The organism is Paenarthrobacter aromaticivorans (genome assembly GCF_019038615.1).
GTDB lineage: Bacteria > Actinomycetota > Actinomycetes > Actinomycetales > Micrococcaceae > Arthrobacter > Arthrobacter aromaticivorans.
The window spans coordinates 53,756-70,443 of record NZ_JAHOPC010000010.1 but is presented as its reverse complement, the minus strand read 5'-3'; the positions used below and the strand labels follow the sequence as shown (position 1 = coordinate 70,443).

Annotated in this window: 13 protein-coding genes and 2 pseudogenes; 9 read left to right on the top strand and 6 right to left on the bottom strand. The window is 63.7% G+C overall.

What is annotated here, in order from left to right:
- Positions 1–146: 146 nt before the first annotated feature.
- The 6 genes and pseudogenes from KSW38_RS23855 to KSW38_RS15900 form a co-directional block, all read right to left on the bottom strand.
- Positions 147–827 (bottom strand): annotated as a pseudogene (locus KSW38_RS23855) (hydantoinase B/oxoprolinase family protein); the annotation flags it as partial.
- A gap of 134 nt (positions 828–961) precedes the next feature.
- Positions 962–1,113, bottom strand: a pseudogene (locus KSW38_RS15920) (hypothetical protein); the annotation flags it as partial.
- Between the two features lie 34 nt (positions 1,114–1,147).
- On the bottom strand, positions 1,148–1,639 hold the full coding sequence (locus tag KSW38_RS15915; RefSeq protein WP_216925897.1) for a hydantoinase B/oxoprolinase family protein: 492 nt from the start codon (positions 1,637–1,639) through the stop codon (positions 1,148–1,150).
- Positions 1,636–2,223, bottom strand: a complete 588-nt coding sequence (locus KSW38_RS15910; protein ID WP_308169407.1) for a hydantoinase/oxoprolinase family protein — start codon at positions 2,221–2,223, stop codon at positions 1,636–1,638. The genes KSW38_RS15915 and KSW38_RS15910 overlap by 4 nt, the downstream gene beginning before the upstream one ends.
- 499 nt (positions 2,224–2,722) lie before the next feature.
- The gene (locus tag KSW38_RS15905; RefSeq protein WP_216925895.1) at positions 2,723–2,929 is read right to left on the bottom strand and encodes a hypothetical protein; all 207 of its coding nucleotides are present in this window, start codon (positions 2,927–2,929) and stop codon (positions 2,723–2,725) included.
- Positions 2,930–3,130: 201 nt separating this feature from the next.
- Complete coding sequence (locus tag KSW38_RS15900; protein ID WP_216925894.1) at positions 3,131–3,793, bottom strand: TetR/AcrR family transcriptional regulator; 663 nt, start codon at positions 3,791–3,793, stop codon at positions 3,131–3,133.
- 131 nt (positions 3,794–3,924) lie between these two features.
- Here KSW38_RS15900 and KSW38_RS15895 point away from each other — a divergent pair, with 131 nt between their 5' ends.
- The 9 genes from KSW38_RS15895 to iolD all read left to right on the top strand — a co-directional run bounded on the left by KSW38_RS15895 (position 3,925) and on the right by iolD (position 16,685).
- Complete coding sequence (locus tag KSW38_RS15895) at positions 3,925–4,152, top strand: hypothetical protein (protein ID WP_216925893.1); 228 nt, start codon at positions 3,925–3,927, stop codon at positions 4,150–4,152.
- 29 nt (positions 4,153–4,181) lie between these two features.
- The gene (locus KSW38_RS15890; protein ID WP_216925892.1) at positions 4,182–5,978 is read left to right on the top strand and encodes a sigma-54-dependent Fis family transcriptional regulator; all 1,797 of its coding nucleotides are present in this window, start codon (positions 4,182–4,184) and stop codon (positions 5,976–5,978) included.
- 274 nt (positions 5,979–6,252) lie between these two features.
- The gene (locus KSW38_RS15885; protein WP_216925891.1) at positions 6,253–7,200 is read left to right on the top strand and encodes a C-terminal binding protein; all 948 of its coding nucleotides are present in this window, start codon (positions 6,253–6,255) and stop codon (positions 7,198–7,200) included.
- Positions 7,201–7,237: 37 nt separating this feature from the next.
- Positions 7,238–8,533, top strand: coding sequence for an aspartate aminotransferase family protein (locus tag KSW38_RS15880; RefSeq protein WP_216925890.1), 1,296 nt, complete (start codon positions 7,238–7,240; stop codon positions 8,531–8,533).
- Between the two features lie 2 nt (positions 8,534–8,535).
- Positions 8,536–9,435 carry a fumarylacetoacetate hydrolase family protein gene (locus KSW38_RS15875; RefSeq protein ID WP_216925889.1) on the top strand — a complete coding sequence of 300 codons (900 nt, stop codon included), beginning with the start codon at positions 8,536–8,538 and terminating at the stop codon, positions 9,433–9,435.
- A gap of 34 nt (positions 9,436–9,469) precedes the next feature.
- Positions 9,470–11,560 carry a hydantoinase/oxoprolinase family protein gene (locus tag KSW38_RS15870; RefSeq protein WP_216925888.1) on the top strand — a complete coding sequence of 697 codons (2,091 nt, stop codon included), beginning with the start codon at positions 9,470–9,472 and terminating at the stop codon, positions 11,558–11,560.
- Positions 11,561–11,562: 2 nt separating this feature from the next.
- Positions 11,563–13,323 carry a hydantoinase B/oxoprolinase family protein gene (locus KSW38_RS15865; RefSeq protein WP_216925887.1) on the top strand — a complete coding sequence of 587 codons (1,761 nt, stop codon included), beginning with the start codon at positions 11,563–11,565 and terminating at the stop codon, positions 13,321–13,323.
- 82 nt (positions 13,324–13,405) lie between these two features.
- Positions 13,406–14,539: a Gfo/Idh/MocA family protein gene (locus tag KSW38_RS15860; RefSeq protein ID WP_216925886.1), complete on the top strand. Its 1,134-nt coding sequence runs from the start codon at positions 13,406–13,408 to the stop codon at positions 14,537–14,539.
- Between the two features lie 184 nt (positions 14,540–14,723).
- On the top strand, positions 14,724–16,685 hold the full coding sequence (gene iolD, locus KSW38_RS15855; protein WP_216925885.1) for a 3D-(3,5/4)-trihydroxycyclohexane-1,2-dione acylhydrolase (decyclizing): 1,962 nt from the start codon (positions 14,724–14,726) through the stop codon (positions 16,683–16,685).
- The last annotated feature ends 3 nt before the right edge of the window (positions 16,686–16,688 follow it).

Genomic DNA, 16,688 nt, shown 5'->3' with positions numbered 1-16,688 from the left:
ATCCTCTCAGACCTAAAAGATTACCGTAGCACCGGGTGATGACATAGCTTAATGAACGTTAAATATGGATGTAGGGGTGACTTGACCAACCCTGCTACTCGCATGGGCAGGAGCCTTCGCTCTTGGGGCAGCTTACAAAGAGTCCTTCATATAGGAGGCAGAGATGATCTGCAGCTGGCGACTCGATGACCCACGTGCCATTGAGCGACAGGTTCAGTAGGCGCGATCGCCTGTTTGGATCGTTGCGCCGGGTCCCCGTAGCCACCCGCCCGGGGTGAGAATGCAGATAAGGTCGCCCTGGGTGATTGTGACGTTTTCGCCCTTGCTGACCATGGGAAGAGTGATCTTCTTTCCCGCAGCCGGAACCAGGGGGCGGATGCCGCACCGGGTTGGCCGCCCATGCGGCCGACGGGTGCTGTCTTGGATTGGCCGCAGAGCAGGCTGGCGCGGCCGTGCTTGCCGAGGTATTCAAACTCGAAGTCGACGCCGAGTCCGCCCCGGAATGTGCTAGCACCGGCGGATTCGTCCCTGAGGGAGTATTGGCGTACGAGGATGGGGTAGCGCTGTTCCAGCGTTTCAACCGACTGGATCAGGCCGATGCTCATCAGGGAGCAGCCGTTGGACAAACCATCGCCCGATTGGTATCCGCCATATCCGCCACCAAGGAAGGTGTACATGACGAACTGCTCGCCGTCCTCGTCGACGCCTCCGATGGAGAGATTGTTGGAGGTGGCGGAGGACCCGGCCGGGACGCGGTCCGGCAATGCACCAGCGAGGGCCCCCATAACGGCTGTGATGATGCGTTGGCTGGTTTCAGCTGCGCAGCCTGCGACGGGGCGCGGTGGCTTGGCGTTCGCGGTGGCTTGGCGTTGAGGAAGACGGACTCTGGGATGATGAAGGACAGGGGCTCGAAAATCCCCGAGTTGATGGGGATGTCGGGGAAGACGTGCTTTATGGCCACGATGGCGCTGAAGACGGTGGCCGCGTAGACGGAGTTCATGGTCCTTCGCACGGTGGGGAGGACTCGCTGAAATTGATGGTCATTTCGTCGCCGCTGATGGTGAGGCGGACCGCTACGTCCAGGAGGGCGTCGTTGATGCCGTCGTTGTCCATCCGCTCGGTGAAGCTGTACGAGCCATCCGGAGTGTTACGGATATAGCTGCGCATTGGAGGGCAGAGCATTCCCGGAGGAGGTCAGTGACATTGGAGACGAGTTCTGGTCCGTATTCGTCGAGCAGCTCCGTGAGGCGTTCATCGCCGACCCGCAGTGCAGTGGCTTGGACATCGTCCATGATGTCGTCGGGCAGCCGGGAATTGGTTTGCAGTATCGCTTGTAGAAGTAGGGCCTGACGAGCTTGGTGTCCATGATGTGGGTTCCGCCGGCAAAGGGGTCGTTGACGAGGCAGGTATCCCATGGCCTTGGTTCCTTCGCGATGTTCAGGACGCTGGCGAGCATATACTGCATGGTGCCCACGAAGATGGGCAGACCCCGGATGCCTTGGACGATCATGGATCCGTCCGTAGCGGAGTAGATTCGGTCGGCGCGATCCCATGCGTCCGAAAGGACGGGGGAGAATGCCATTCGTTCGAAGACTGTGTTCATCTCATCGGCGATCTGTTCGAGACGTTCGCGGATCACGGCCAAGGAGAGCGGATCAACGTCGGTGCGGCTGATCGTGCCACCTCCACGATGATCGAACCGATGTCATGGACGGTGGACCGGGTTACCGGGGGCAGGATGATGGTGGTATCGATTTGTTCGATCACGAGGGGTCCTTCAAGTGATTGACCGGGTACCAGGGAGTCCCGTGACAGGACATCGACCATTTGTGCTTCGCCGGTGAAGTTGATGCCCCGTTTGCTTTGCTGATGCGTGTTTTTGGTCTGGGTTGGTGCCAGTGACGGAAGGGATCGTCGTCCGGTAGTGACGGTTCGCAGGTTGATCAACTTAATGTTTCGTGCCGGGTGCCTGCCGTCGTAGGATTTGGCGTGTTCGCGCAGGAAGGCATCGGCGAGCCCGTTGGAGGTCCAGCCGTGCTGCCGGTCCCCGAGCGGGATGCGCAGCGTGTAGCGCTGTTTACTGAAACTCATGTCGGCGAAGTGTTCCACGGCGATGGTTTCGGACGTGAATCCGTCGGAGGTGAGCAGTCTTGTGCCCTCGGAAGCGTGCTGGCTCAGGATGTCTTGGACCTTCTGGCTTAGCTCGGCGCCTTCAACGTTGATGTTGAGGCTGCTGACCTAGTCGTACTTGGCATCGGCGATGAGGCATCCGTAGGCGCTCAGGGCCCCTGGGTAGGGTGGGATGAGGAGAGTGGTCGTCCGACCGTTCTTGCCAGTTCGGCGATGTGCACTGGTCCGGCATCATCGTAGCCAACCAGGGCAAATTTTCGGGGTCGTGGCCGTTGTCCACGCTGACGCTGCGGATGGCGCAGCAGCCGCGAGCGGAATCGCATTAATTAACTCCGTAGGTAACATTGCCGGCTTTGTAAGCCCTTACAGTAACGGCCTTTTCCGGGACGCCACCGGCAGCGACAGTGTGTCGCCTGCAATGCTCGGCGCCGCGGTCAGCGCAGCGGCTGTGATACTCATTATCTGGAGGAATAGAACCCGTGACCGAGCTTCTTAGAACAGCCGCCGAGCATCACGTCTTGAAGGTGTGATGGGCAAGAATCGTGAGGTCAAAGATTGTCATCACAAGCTTGGTAGCCCCATTTGTCTGGAGCTAGTGGCGCAAGGGCTCAATGGCCCACGCGATGCGATGAAGGCGGGTAGCAACCCGTCCCCGCAACGCCAGCCATCGCCGTCGTAATTGCTGCTTCCCGTCAGGAAGGGTAGGTGCCGTGGGGAGGGCGCTGTGTGCAAGGTGCTTGCTCAAGGTGGCTTGTTCCTGCCGCGCAAGCAAGAGGGCAAGTGGATAGTAGCTGTTCATCAGTTCTCCCAAGTTCGCCAAGGCAGCAGTCAACGTTGCTCACTGGCCGGGCGGGTCCGGTCTACTTTCAGTGCTGTTGTAGTAGGAAGAGTATGGGGAGGGACTCTTGCCGCGCTGTGCCACTCTGGGCCACGTTGGAAGAGGGGCGGGCCGGCTCGGCGAGACGCCGGCCCATGCTCGAGGGTGATTGACCACCGTCGCCTATTGTGTTCCTGAGCCGAAGTCGACGGCCAAAATCGCCCGGGACAGGGTGACGGCGCGGTCCGCCAACTCTTCAAGCTCGGCGTCGGTGCAGTCGCGGGGGGCCCAGCGCGAGGCACCCTCGAGGAGGGTGACAACCACCTTCACGTGTTCCGCGGGATCGGCACACCCCATTTCACGGGCCGCCGCCTCATACATCTGCTCGTGGAGTGCAACCCATTCGTCCACTTGTGCGCGGAGGTCCTTGGGCAGGACTTCCGCCATCCTGTCGGTGGCCACGAGCAAATCCCAGAGGTTGCTCTCGGGGAGCCGTATCTGCCGCGTGAAGTGAAGCCTGACCATGGCGTCCCAGAACTCTTCCGCATTGCCGGCCGGAGCCACCGCTTCGAGCAGCGCAACGCCAAAACGGTGGAAATGCCAGCGGAGCGATTCGGCAACGATCTCGTCCCTGCCGTCAGGGAAGTGCGAGTAGAGGCTGGGCGGCTTGATGTTGACGGCGTTTGCGATGGTCCGCATCGAGACGGAGTTGAAACCGTTGGCGATGGCGAGCTGCAGGAAGGCCTCAAGGATGTTCTGGCGGGCCGCCTTCTGGCCCGTCCAGTTCCATTCCTTCAGTTGCGATTCGAAGGCGCGGGAGGCGGCTTCGTACAACGTCACGCTCATAATCCGCCATCCTAACAGTCGTTAGGTAAATTTCGCCTGGCACTTCCCTAACGTCTGTTAGTTAGGTACTCTGAAAGTGGCGCGGAGCACATGCACCCACCAACCCGGATGGTCCGAGGGAAGAGCAAACAATGGTCACCGAAAACATGAGCCTGGGGGCTGCTCGGAACAACAACGTCATTCTCGGAAGCGGACTTTCCGGAATGGTTGCCGCGTACATCGGCGCACGGGCGCTGGAGGACAACGCGTCACTGAATGAGAACTGGAGCGCACGGCAGGCATTCCGTCCCAAGCTGCCGCGGCGGCGCCCACGAAAGATCAGACCAGGCGGCGGCACCGGCCCGGCACTGGCATCCTGACCCGCACATACCAGGGAGAACCTGCCCCAATGTCTGCAGAACTATTGTCACCGTGGCCGAATGAAACCCCACGTGAAACCAACCGCGTCCGCGAGCTTTTCCTGATGCAACCCCATGCCGACCTTAGTGGGATCCGTCCCATGGTCGCCCGCTCGTGGTACCGGAGCCGTGCTGCGGGCGTTGATGCCTTCGCCGACCGCGGGTTCTACGACGAAGGCCGGGTAGACGAGTACACGATCGCAGCGGCCGGCCCGCACCTGCAGAAACTGGACGACGTGGCCGCCGACCTGGGGGGCTACGTCAACATCACCGCCCCCAACGGTGTCCTGGTCAAGGCCAACTTTTTGCGAGATGACGGGTTCCCTGCCGGGTACTCCCTGCTGGAGGAGAGCTGTGGCAGCAATGGCGAAGGCTTGGCACTGGAAGAAGGGCGTGGAGTCTGGCTGGCACCGGAGGAACACTTCCGGGAGGACATGCGCGGCAACTGGTGCTTTGCCTCCTTGGTCCGCGACCCATTCCATAACCGTGTACGGGCTGTCATTGGGCTGACTCTCCCGGCAAACCGGGTCAGCACGCTGGAACCGTCATCCACCCTGCTCATGTTGGAGGGAGTTGCTTCCCGCATTGAGAGGGACATCGAGGTCCGGACCTCATCCAAGGAGCGGGCACTTCTCAGCGAATACCTCAGAATCTCGCGCCGCAGGGGCAACCGGGCCGTCATCGCCGTCGACGGTAAAAACTCGCTCCAGAACGCTTCGGCGACGGCGACGCTGGTGGACAGCGATTTCTCGATCGTCTTCGGCTACGCCAAAGCGGTCATGGCTTCCGGCCGCGACATGAACTGCGAAGTCATGCTGCAGGGGCCGGGGCGTTCCACGCTGGAAATATCACCGGTAACGCTTTCGGCGGCCAACGTCGGAGCAATTGTGGTGGTCCGGCCGCATGCGCCCGCCAAGGAGCGGGCGAACGCTTCCGCAAACGCGGCAATAACCCTGGAATTGGCACCGCAAGGGACCGCTGAACGGTTGCTGAACTACGTGGATGGCACCAGCACAGAGTTCAAACGCACACTCAACCTGGCGCGGAAAGCCGTGGACCAGGACAGGTCCGTGGTGATGATCGGTGAACTCGGCAGCGGAAAACTGCGGCTTGCCGGTGCCATAGCATCCCTGCGTGGTGGGCAGATGGTTGTGGATGCCCGCAACGGAGACCTCAGGAATGCCAACTTCAGGGATGTCGTGCACCGGGTGGCCACCGAGCTTCCCGCGACGCTGATCGTTGAACACGCCGATGAACTATCCCAGAACGAAGCCAGTGAGATTGCCCGCAACCTCCGCAACAACGCCACCACCAAGCTGATCTTCACCGTCACCCGCCCCACGGATGCCACCCTCCTGCTTTCGGAGGCCTTCGATGTCCTTGAGGTCTCCGTGGCGCCCCTGCGCAACAGGCGCGAAGACATCCCCCAACTGGCCAACGCCATCGCAGGGGAGCGGGGGGAGCGGCGCTTGTCCCGCAGGCTCATCACCACCCTCACCCATGCCGACTGGCCACGGAACATCGACCAGCTGCGGGCCGTGGTTTCCAACGCCGTCGAACGTGCGGAGGGTGCCGAGGTGACAGTTGACGACCTGCCCCAGGGATTCCACCGTGTCCTGACGAAGGGCAGGCTATCCCGCCTCGAGGATGCAGAACTCAGCGAGTTGCGCACGGCCCTGCAGGAGGCCAAGGGCAACCGCAGCCTGGCCGCTGAAACGCTGCAGATCGGGCGCTCCACGCTGTACCGGCGCATGGACTACTTCCGCAGCCGCGGCTTCGACCTCTGACGCCACGCAGGAGCAGCAGCCGACCTCCAAAGGGGGCCCGGCTGCTCCGCGCTGCCCGGCGGCGAAAGGCCCGACGGCGAGTGGCCGCTTGTGCTGCCCGGCGGCGAACGCACAGCCGGCACAACAGCGTGCGACAGTGTCCCCCCGGTGTCTCGATATGGCACGGATGGCCGCCCCGATATCGCGTTGTACTGGAAATCACCCGACACCGGCACCCGTCCCAAGGAGTGTCTGGCAGCGACCGAGGGTACGAACACGAACAGGACAACTGACTATGACCCGCGATGCCCAGGGAACCATTCTTGTGGCCCCCCACCATTTCCCGGACCTGGACCGTGAGCACGCGCTCGCGGAGGAGTTCGGATACACGCTCAACCCCGCGGCAGACACCGACGCCTTCCGTGAAGGGCTTCCCGAAGCCGACATTGTGATGATCACGCCCTACGCCAAGCTCACTGCCGCCGACTTCCCGCTGATGGGCAAGTGCCGGGCAGTGATCAGGTACGGAATCGGCTACGACAACATCGACGTCGCCGCGGCCACCGAAGCGGGCATCCCGGTCTCGATCGTTCCCGGCACGGCGTCGGAGGAAGTCGCCTCCCATGCCTTCGCGATGGGCCTGGCACTGGCCCGCCGCCTGCCCGCCGGAAACGCCGCGATCGACAACCTCGGCTGGGCCGGAACCATCGGCTACGACACCCCTGTCCTCTCCGAGCTCGAAGTCGGCGTCCTGGGTATGGGCCGCATCGGCCAGCACGTGGCCCGCATGTACTCGGCAGTAGGAGCCCGGGTCCGCGCCTACGATCCCTTCGTCACGGAGAGCTTCGTTGAGATGACCGGGCTGCAAGACATCCTCGAGAATTCCGATGTCGTCTCCCTCCATCTGCCGCTGAACGACGAGACCGCAAACCTCATCTCCACCGACGTCCTCGCGAAAATGCGCAAAGGCACAGTGATCGTCAACGTGTCCCGCGGCGGCCTCATCGATGAAGCCGCGCTCGCCTCGGCGCTGACCTCGGGTCACATCGCAGGCGCCGGAATCGACACCTTCGCCCAGGAGCCGCTCGGCGCTGATCACCCCCTGCGCACGGCACCCAACGCCGTCCTCACGCCGCACATCGCCTGGCGTTCCAACCGGTCAACGGGTGCCCTGCAGGACGGTGCCGTAGAGCGGGTACGCCTCGCGCTGACCGGCCAGCCGCTCATCGATGTCGTGAACTGAAAAGACTTCTGAACTGAAAAGACTGGAGAAACCCGACTTGGCTACCACCAACCATTTGGAAGACCTGGCTGCATTGCAGAACCCTGCCGAGGATCCGCACCTGCGCCGTGGGCCGCGCGGCTTCCCGCTGCTGCCTGGCGGCTACGGCCGGTCAACCTACTACACCGGCGCTCCGAGCCCCTACGCCATCAAGGGCGAGGGCTACAAGGTGTGGGACGACCGCGGCCGTGAACTGATCGACGCGAACAACAACTTCACCTCCCTGATCCACGGCAACGCCCACCCGGAAATCACCGAAGCCGCAACCAAGGCCCTCACCACCGGCGCCAGCTGGGGTATCCCGAACCTCTACGAATGGGAACTCGCCGAACTCCTGCTCGGCCGCCTTCCCGAGCTGGACCAGGTCCGGTTCGCGAACTCCGGCACCGAAGCCGTCATGTCCGCGATCCGCATCGCCCGCGCCAGCACCGGCCGTGAGCGCGTCATCGTCACCAAAGGCGGTTACCACGGAACGTCGGAGGTTGCCCTGGTTCCCGGCGGACCGTCCTACCAGCGCGGCGTCACCCGTGGCGTGATCGACGACGTCACAGCGGTGCCGCTGAACGACATCGAATTCCTGCGCCAGGCGGTTGAAGCCGCCCCAGACGCATACGCCGCCATCATCCTGGACCTGCTGCCCAACCGTGCCGGCCTCCTCACCATCACCAAGGAATTCGTCCGGACCGCCAGGGAACTCGCCACCCGTTACGGCATTGTGCTGATCATCGACGAGGTCATCAGCCTCCGCCTCGGCTACAACGGCTTCAGCGGCGAATACGGGGTTTCTCCGGACCTGCTGACCACGGGCAAGCTCATTGGCGGCGGATTCCCCGTCGGAGCAGTATGCGGCAAAGCCGAGCTCATGGCGGAGGTGGACCCCACCCGCCCGGGCAGCCTGCCCCACGGCGGCACGTTCTCCGGCAACCCGGTCAGCATGGCCGCCGGTTCCGTGGCCCTTCGCCTCTACACCGACGATGAGGTCAAGCGCCTGAACCAGTTGGGCGACAACGCCCGCGAAACTGTGAACTCCAGGGTGGTCGACGCCGGCTGGGAGATCCGTGGCAGCGGCTCGCTCCTCCGCGCGGTTCCGGCCGGAGCGGAGAAGGTGGACGAGCACACCCAGCACAAGCTGTGGTGGGCCTCCTACGAGCGCGGACTGCTGGGTTCTCCGGCCAACCTGCTGTCCCTGTCCACGCCTATGGACGAAAAGGTGGTCGACGACATCGCTGATCGCCTGGCCGACGCCGTACTGGCGGTCGCCTTGGACGCTCCCACCACGGAAGGCGCAAACTAACCATGAAGATCGTTTCCTACGAACACGTATCCGGTATCCGCGGCGGCGTCCTGATCGATGACACCGTCTATGACCTGGAACTGCTGCTGCAGGGTTCCAGCCAGGCAGTGCACGGAGCCACCACCTCCGTCCGGGAATTCCTGGAACTCTACGGCGACCGGCTTGAGGCCATCTCGGCCGAGGTCAGCGCACTGGCCGGGCAGGACCCGGAAGCCCATGTGGGTGCCCGGGCCGATATCCGGCTGACAACACCTGTTCCCAATCCCTCCAAGGTGCTCTGCATCGGCCTGAACTACAAGGACCACGTTGCCGAGACCGGCCGCGCGTTACCGGAGTACCCGGACGTCTTCGCCAAGTTCTCCTCCACCATGGTTGGTCCCGAGGACGAGATCGGCGGTGCGAAGGTCAGCGAGAACCTCGACTTTGAAGGTGAACTCGCTGTGGTGATCGGGCGCAAGGCCAGCGAGGTCACCGAAGAAGAAGCATTGAACTACGTTGCCGCGCTTGCACCGCTGAACGATGTCACCGCCCGGGACCTGCAGTACCGCGGTACGCAGTGGCTGGCAGGCAAGGCCGTCGACGGGTCAACCCCGTGGGGCCCTGCCCTGGTCACCTTGGACGAAGTGGGCGATCCCCAGAACCTGGACCTCGCCACCCGCGTGAACGGCATCGAAGTGCAGCGCTCCAACACCAGCTACCAGATCTTCCCCATCGCCCGGATCGCTTCCTACCTCTCAAGCTTCCTCACCCTGGAACCCGGCGACGTCATTGCCACGGGAACCCCGCAGGGCATCGGTGCCAAGCGGAACCCGCCTGTCTGGCTGGAACCGGGAGACACGGTGGAAGTCGAGATCGACAAGGTTGGACTCCTCCGTAACACCGTTGGCAAACCCCAGCTCTAATCCCTTGCAAGCCCTACGAAAGTAATGAAGACCCATGAGTGAAGTACAGACACAACCAGGTGAGGCCCGGTACCGCATTGCCGTCGACACCGGCGGTACCTTTACCGACGTCGTGGTCGGTTCCAACAGCGGCGACATGGCGGTCGGCAAGGCGCTGACCACCTACGACCGCGTGTTCACCGGATTCGAAGCGTCGGTCCGCCGTGCTGCCGAGTCCGTTGGCTGGAGCGGCGACGACGTGCTGCGCAACGCAGACGTTATTGTCTACGGCACTACCCACGCCACCAACGCAGTGCTCACCGGCAAGGTTGCCAAGACGGCGTTGCTGACCACGGACGGTTTCGCCGACACCCTTTTGCTCCGCGAAGGTGGCCGTCGTGATGCTTTCGATTCGAAAGCCGCGTACCCGCCGCCCTACATTCCCCGCCACCTGACCTTCCAGATCACTGAACGCATCTCCTCCGAGGGCGACATCCTGGTGGCGCTGGACGAAGAGCAGGTACGGGAAGTCCTGGGTTCCTTCAAGGAACAGGGCATTGAAGCTGTGGCCGTCTCTTTCCTGTGGTCGATCATCAACGACGCCCACGAGAAGCGCGTTGCCGAGCTGATCCAGGAGATCCTGCCCGGCGTTCCGTACACGCTCTCCAACGCGGCAAACCCCACCATCCGTGAATACCGCCGCTCCTCGGCAGCCTCGATCGATGCTTCCCTGAAGCCATTGATGGCCGACCACCTGGGCAAGCTCCGCTCCGACCTCCAGAAGTACGGCTTCGCCGGCGACCTGCTGGTGGTTACCTCCGAGGGTGCCGTCCTCGACGTCGCCGATGTCCTGGACCGCCCGGTACTGCTGCTGAACTCCGGCCCGTCCATGGCTCCGCTGGTTGGCGCGGCGGCGGCTCCGGACCACGACACAGTGGTTGTCTGCGACATGGGCGGCACCACCTTCGATGTGTCCCTGGTCGAGAACGGCGTGGTCCGCCACACCCGTGAAGCCTGGCTGGGCGAGCCGTTCGTCGGGCACCTCACTGGCCTGTCCTCCGTGGCAGTCTCGAGCATCGGCGCCGGTGGCGGCAGCATTGCCTGGATCGACGGCGGTGGCCTCCTTCGCGTAGGCCCGCAGAGTGCGCGCAGCACCCCCGGCCCGGCAGCCTACGGCCGCGGCGGCGAAGAGCCGACTGTCACCGACGCCTGCGTGGCCCTTGGCTATCTCGACACAGAGGGCTTTGAAGGTGGTTTCACCTTGAACCGTGAGGCCGCCATCAAGGCCATCGACACCCGCATTGCCGGTCCCTTGAAGATGGACACCCTGCAGGCCGCCCAAGCCATCCTGGATGTCTCCGCCAACCACATGGCTACCGCCATCCGCCAGTCTGCTCTCGAACAGGGCGTTGACCCCCGGGGTGCGCTCATTGTTGCTGGAGGTGGCGCAGGCGCCATGGTCGCAGCGATCATCGGCAGGCTCCTGGAAGCCGAAACCGTCTTGATCCCGGCGACCGCCGGCGTCCTGGCCGCCTACGGCGCCCATCGCGCACCGATCGCTACCGAGTTCCTCTCGCCGCTGCACAATGACACCCGCAGTTTTGACGCCGGTTCGGCCTCCCGCGCAGTGGAGGACCTGACAGGCAAGGCTGAAGTCTTCATCAAGCGTTTCGACGGCGTGGGCGAAGCACCCAAGGTCACTTACTTCGTGGACGCCCGTTACCCCGGGCAGGCCTGGGACCTCCGCGTTTACCTCGACGCCGCCCCGGACACCTCCGGCGATGCGGCAGGCATCATCGAGCGCGCCTTCCACGAGGAGCACGACCGCCGCAACGGCACCCACGATCCGGACAGTCGCGTTGAGATCATCACCTGGGGTGTCCGCGTGGAAATCCCCCGGTCGGAGCACACCAAGTCCGAAAGCGAACTCAGCCGCACCGCGGAAATCCACCGCACGGACAGCATTGTTTTTGGCGGCGAACCCTTCAGCACCCAGCGCTACCGCGGCGTGACGCTCGCCCCACGCGACAAGGTCGTGGGACCGGCCGTCATCGACCAGCCCACCACCACCATCGTCGTGCCGCCGGAGTGGGACGCCACGCTCGATGAACGATCCAACATCTACCTCACCCGTAAGGAGGCGTAACCGTGACCCGCGAATTCGATCCCGTAAAGCTCTCGGTCCTTGCCAACGCATTCGACGGCATTGTCCGCGAGATGACCAGCGGCCTACTCCGCTCCGCCCGCTCATCCGTCATCAACACGGCCCGCGACTTCTCCTGTGCCGTGCTGACCGCGGACAACCAGTTGCTCGCTGCCGCCGAAGGTGTGCCCGTGCACGTCTTCGGTGCCGGCCCGCTGGGCGAGGACATGGTGGAACTGCACAAAGACATCCGCGAAGGCGACGCGTTTCTCCATAACGACCCCTACATGGGAAACTCGCACGCCGCAGACCATGTGATCCTGGTTCCGATATTCGTCCACGGACGGCACCTGTTCACGGCCGTCACCAAAGCCCACCAGGCAGATTGCGGCAACTCGCTTCCCACCACGTTCTTCGCTACCGCGCGGGACGTCTACGAGGAAGGCGCGCTCATCTTCCCCTGCGTGCGGATCCAGCGCGACTACACGGACATCGACGACATCATCCGCATGTGCCGCTCCCGCATCCGCGTTCCCGACCAGTGGTACGGCGACTACCTCGCTTCCGTCGGAGCCTCGCGCATCGCCGAGCGCCGCATCCACGAGCTCGCAGAAAAGTTCGGCGTGGATGACCTGGTGGACTTCGTGGACGCCTGGTTCGACTACTCCGAACGCCTGACCGCCAGCGCGATCGAGAAGCTGCCCGAGTACGTCCTCCACGGCACCTCAGCCCACGATCCCTTCCCCGGCACCGGCCCCGATGGCGTGCAACTGCAGGCAACCCTCGAGGTCAAGCCTAAACAGGGCAAGATCGTCATTGACCTGCGCGACAATCCGGACAACCTCCCGAACGGCCTGAACCTGACTAAGGCAACGGCCACCGGCGCCGCACTGGCCGGCATCCTTTCCGGCATCCCGGAGAATCTGCCGAGCAACGCCGGAACCTTCCGCCGCGTGGAGGTGCTGCTGCGTGATGGCTGCGCCGTGGGTGTTCCCAAGCACCCCTACTCCTGCTCGTCGGGCACCACCAACCTCGCGGACCGCGTGGTCAACATCGTCCAGGCCGCTTTCTCCCAGATCGACGACGGTTACGGCACCGCCGAGGGCGCGGCCGGCCAAGCACCGGCCAAGTCGGTCATCTCCGGCACGGACGAACGCAACGGCAACCCCTACGTCAACCAGATCCTCGTAGGCGGCGTCGGTGGTCCGGCCACCCCGTACGTTGACGGGTGGCCCACCTACCAGCGACCCGTGTGCGGGGCCCTCCTGTACCACGACAGCGTGGAAGTGGACGAGCAGCGCTACCCGATCCTTGTCCACGAACGCACCCTGGTAGCCGACACCGGCGGAGCCGGCCGCCAGCGCGGCGGACTCGCAACACGCGTCACCATGGAGCCCCGCGGCGAGAGTGTCACCCTCACCTACGGCATCGAAGGCAAGATCAACCCTCCCAAGGGTGTCCGCGGCGGCCACGACGGCGCCGAACCCTCTGCCTGGGTGGAAGACCTCAAGACCGGCCAACGCCGCGAAATCCCCGTGGTAGGCCGCTACGACCTGCAATCGGGAGAGAAAGTCGTCTCCATCACCCCCGGCGGTGGCGGCTACGGCGACCCGCTGGAACGCGACGTCCTGGCAGTCCTCGACGACTACCGCGAGTCCCGCGTCACCCTCGAGGCAGCAGCCGCCAACTACGGCGTGGTCATCACTGACGGCGCAGTGGACGAGGCAGCCACGGCCAAGGCCCGCCAGGAACGCCAGGCCAGCTAGCCACCGGCTATCGCAACCCATCCCGGGGCGAGGTATATTCCTCGCCCCGGGATGTTCCAACCACCAATAAACGGAGATTCACATGGAACCCATTCGAGTCGGCATCATCGGCGTCGGAAACGTCCTCAACCAATACCTGGACAAGATCGGCGTCCACCCCGACGTCAACATCGTGGCGCTCGCGGATGTGAACCCCGAGGCTGTCAGGAAGCGTGCTGCCGAGTACGACGTTCCCAAAGCCCTCACACCCGACGAACTGCTGGCAGATCAGGACGTGGAGTTGGTCCTCAACCTCACGCCGCCCAAGCTCCATGCACCGGTCACCCTCCAGGCGATCGCGGCCGGCAAGCACGTCCTCTCCGAGAAACCCTTCGCAACTTCCCTTGAAGAGGCGAAGCAGATCCTGGACGCAGCAAGGGAAGCCGGCGTCAAAGTAGGTTCCGCGCCCACCACGTTCCTCGGTTCCGGCATGCAGACCAGCCGCAAGCTCATCGACGACGGCTGGATCGGCGAGCCGGTGGCAGCCTTCGCTTCCTTCGCGTGCAGGGGCTATGAGCACTGGCACCCGAACGTGGACCCTTTCTACAGCCCCGGCGCGGGCCCCATGCTGGACATCGGACCATACCTGATCACCAACCTGGTGAACTTCTTCGGCCCGGTGAAGCGGGTATCCGCGACCACGCCGCGTTCGTCCGAGACCCGTCCCCACCCGGGCAAAGAGGGTGAAGTCATCCGGATCCAGACACCCACACACGTCACGGGCACCCTCGACTTCGAGTCCGGCGCTGCTGCCACCGTGATCGTCAGCTGGGACATCTGGAACCACAATCTGCCGCACCTGGAGATCTACGGCACCGGCGGCTCCCTGGCCGCGCCCAACCCGGATCACTTCTCCGGCGCTCCCGTGCTGCGCCGCGGCGAGCCGGGTGACCTCGCGCTGGACATGACGCCTCCCGGCGGCGGCGATTGGCGGGAAACGCCCATCACTCACCGTGACGACGCCTACCGCGGCATCGGCCTGGCCGAGTTCGGTTACGCCATCCGGAACGGTCTGGAACCCCGGACGGGCGGCGACTTCGCCTACCACGTGCTGGAGGTCCTCCTCGCCTTCGAGGCATCCTCGGAGCAGGGCAAGCACATCGAAATCGAAAGCACCTGTGAGCGTCCCCGGCCGCTGCCCTCCGTGGGCCCGCAGGAGCCATACCGCTTCGACTAAGACAACCACCAAACAGCAGCCGACGGCGGTACTTGCGTGCCGCCGTCGGCTGCTGTTGTTTGCGTGTCCGGCACATGGGTCGCGTCCCAAACTGGGACACAACTTTGCTTCCCAATGGTGAAAACCTGATGTTCGGGCGAATCGGTTTGCAAATGCCGACGCACCTACGAATTTAGGAGAACGCATGACTAGCACAGCCGCTGCTGATATCGGCACCGAGGTCAATATCGCAGCCGATAAAAAGGCCGTCCGCCGCCGCACTGTCGCACAAGCGATCGTTGAGTATTTGCAGGTCCAGTACAGCGAACTCGATGGTGAAAAACGGCGTCTGATCGCCGGCATGTACGGCATCTTCGGGCATGGCAACTCCGTTGGCCTGGCTCAAGGCATCGACGAATACGGCGTGGACTTCCCGCACTACCAGGGTAAGAACGAGCAATCCATGGTCCACGCGGCCATTGGTTTCGCGAAGGCTTCCAACCGTGCCGCCACGCTGGCCTGCACCGCATCAGCAGGTCCGGGATCCACCAATATGGTCTCCGGTGCCGCCACGGCCACCACCAACCGCCTCCCCGTGTTGCTGTTCCCCGCGGACATCATCAACAACCGGTTCGGCGACCCCGTGTTGCAGCAGATCGAGCACCCCGTTGAGCGCGATGTCTCCGCCAACGACTGCTTCCGTCCCGTCAGCCGCTACTTCGACCGAATCACCCACCCCGCCCAGTTGCTGTCCACGCTCCCGGAGGCCATGCGCGTCCTCACCGACCCGGTGGAAACCGGTGCCGTGGTGGTTTGCCTTCCGCAGGACATCCAAGGCGCCGAATTCGACTTCCCGGAGTCCTTCTTCACCCCGCGCGTCTGGCACATCCGCCGTCGCCCGGCGGTTGAGGACGAGCTCCGCGACGCCACCGAAATTATCCGCAACGCCAAGCGTCCCCTGCTGATCTCCGGTGGCGGCGTCCGCTACTCCAAGGCACAGGACGAACTGGCACGCTTCAGCGCGGAGTTCGGCATCCCGGTGTCAGAGACCTACGCAGGCAAGGGCAGCGGACCCATCACCGACCTCAACCTTGGTGCGCTGGGTGTGACCGGAACCGTGGGTGCCAATGAGATCGCAGATGGCGCCGATGTGGTGGTGACCGTGGGTTCACGCCTGCAGGACTTCATCACCGCTTCCCACTCGCTCTTCCAGAACCCGGACGTGAAGTTCGTGAACCTCAACGTGGGTTCGTTCGACGCCCACAAGATGGGCTCGTTCCCCGTGATCGGCGACGCCAAGCTGAACCTGTCCGCCCTGCGCGAGCGCCTTGCCGCCGTCGGATACTCGACGTCGGACGAGTTCCGCAGCGACATCGCGGATGCCCGCAAGGCCACGCTGGAGGTGCGCAAGCACGACCTCCAGGATTTCGCCGGCGAACTGATGAGCCAGGCCCAGGTGATCGACGTACTCAACAAGCGCACCACCAGTGACGACGCCCTGATTTTGGGCTCCGGCGGCGTGGTTGAAGGCATCCACAAGGCGTGGGATCCCTCCAACGGCACCGAAATTCACTTTGAATACGCCAACTCCTGCATGGGCCATGAGATCCCGGCTGGCCTCGGCTACCGTTTGGCCCGTCCCGAAGCGCCGGGCGAGGTATATGTCCTGATCGGTGACGGCACCTACTTCATGCAGCCCACCGAACTGGTCACTGCTGTCCAGGAACGCAAGAAGATCATCACGATCGTGATCGACAACCGCGGACACCAGTGCATCTGGCCCCTCCAGGTTGCCAAGGGTGGTCCGGGCCGCGAATTCGGCACCCAATACCGAGAACGCAGCAAAGAGTCCGGCCGACTGGACGGAGCGATCCTCGACTTCGACATCGCCGCCAACGCGGCCAGCATGGGCTGTGCTGCATGGTCCACGACGACGATCGAAGAGTTCTCAGCCGCCCTCACCGAAGCGAAGGAAACTGAAGGTCCTGCCGTGATCGTGGCCCGCGTTGAGCCGTGGCGCTACCTTTCCGGCAATGGCGCCTTCTGGGACGTTGGAGCTCCGATGACTTCGGAGCGACCCGCCACCCAGGAGGGTATCGCCAAGCACCTCAAGGGCCGTGAGCGTCAGCGCTTCTACGCTGCCACCACCGCACCTGAAACGCGCTAAGCG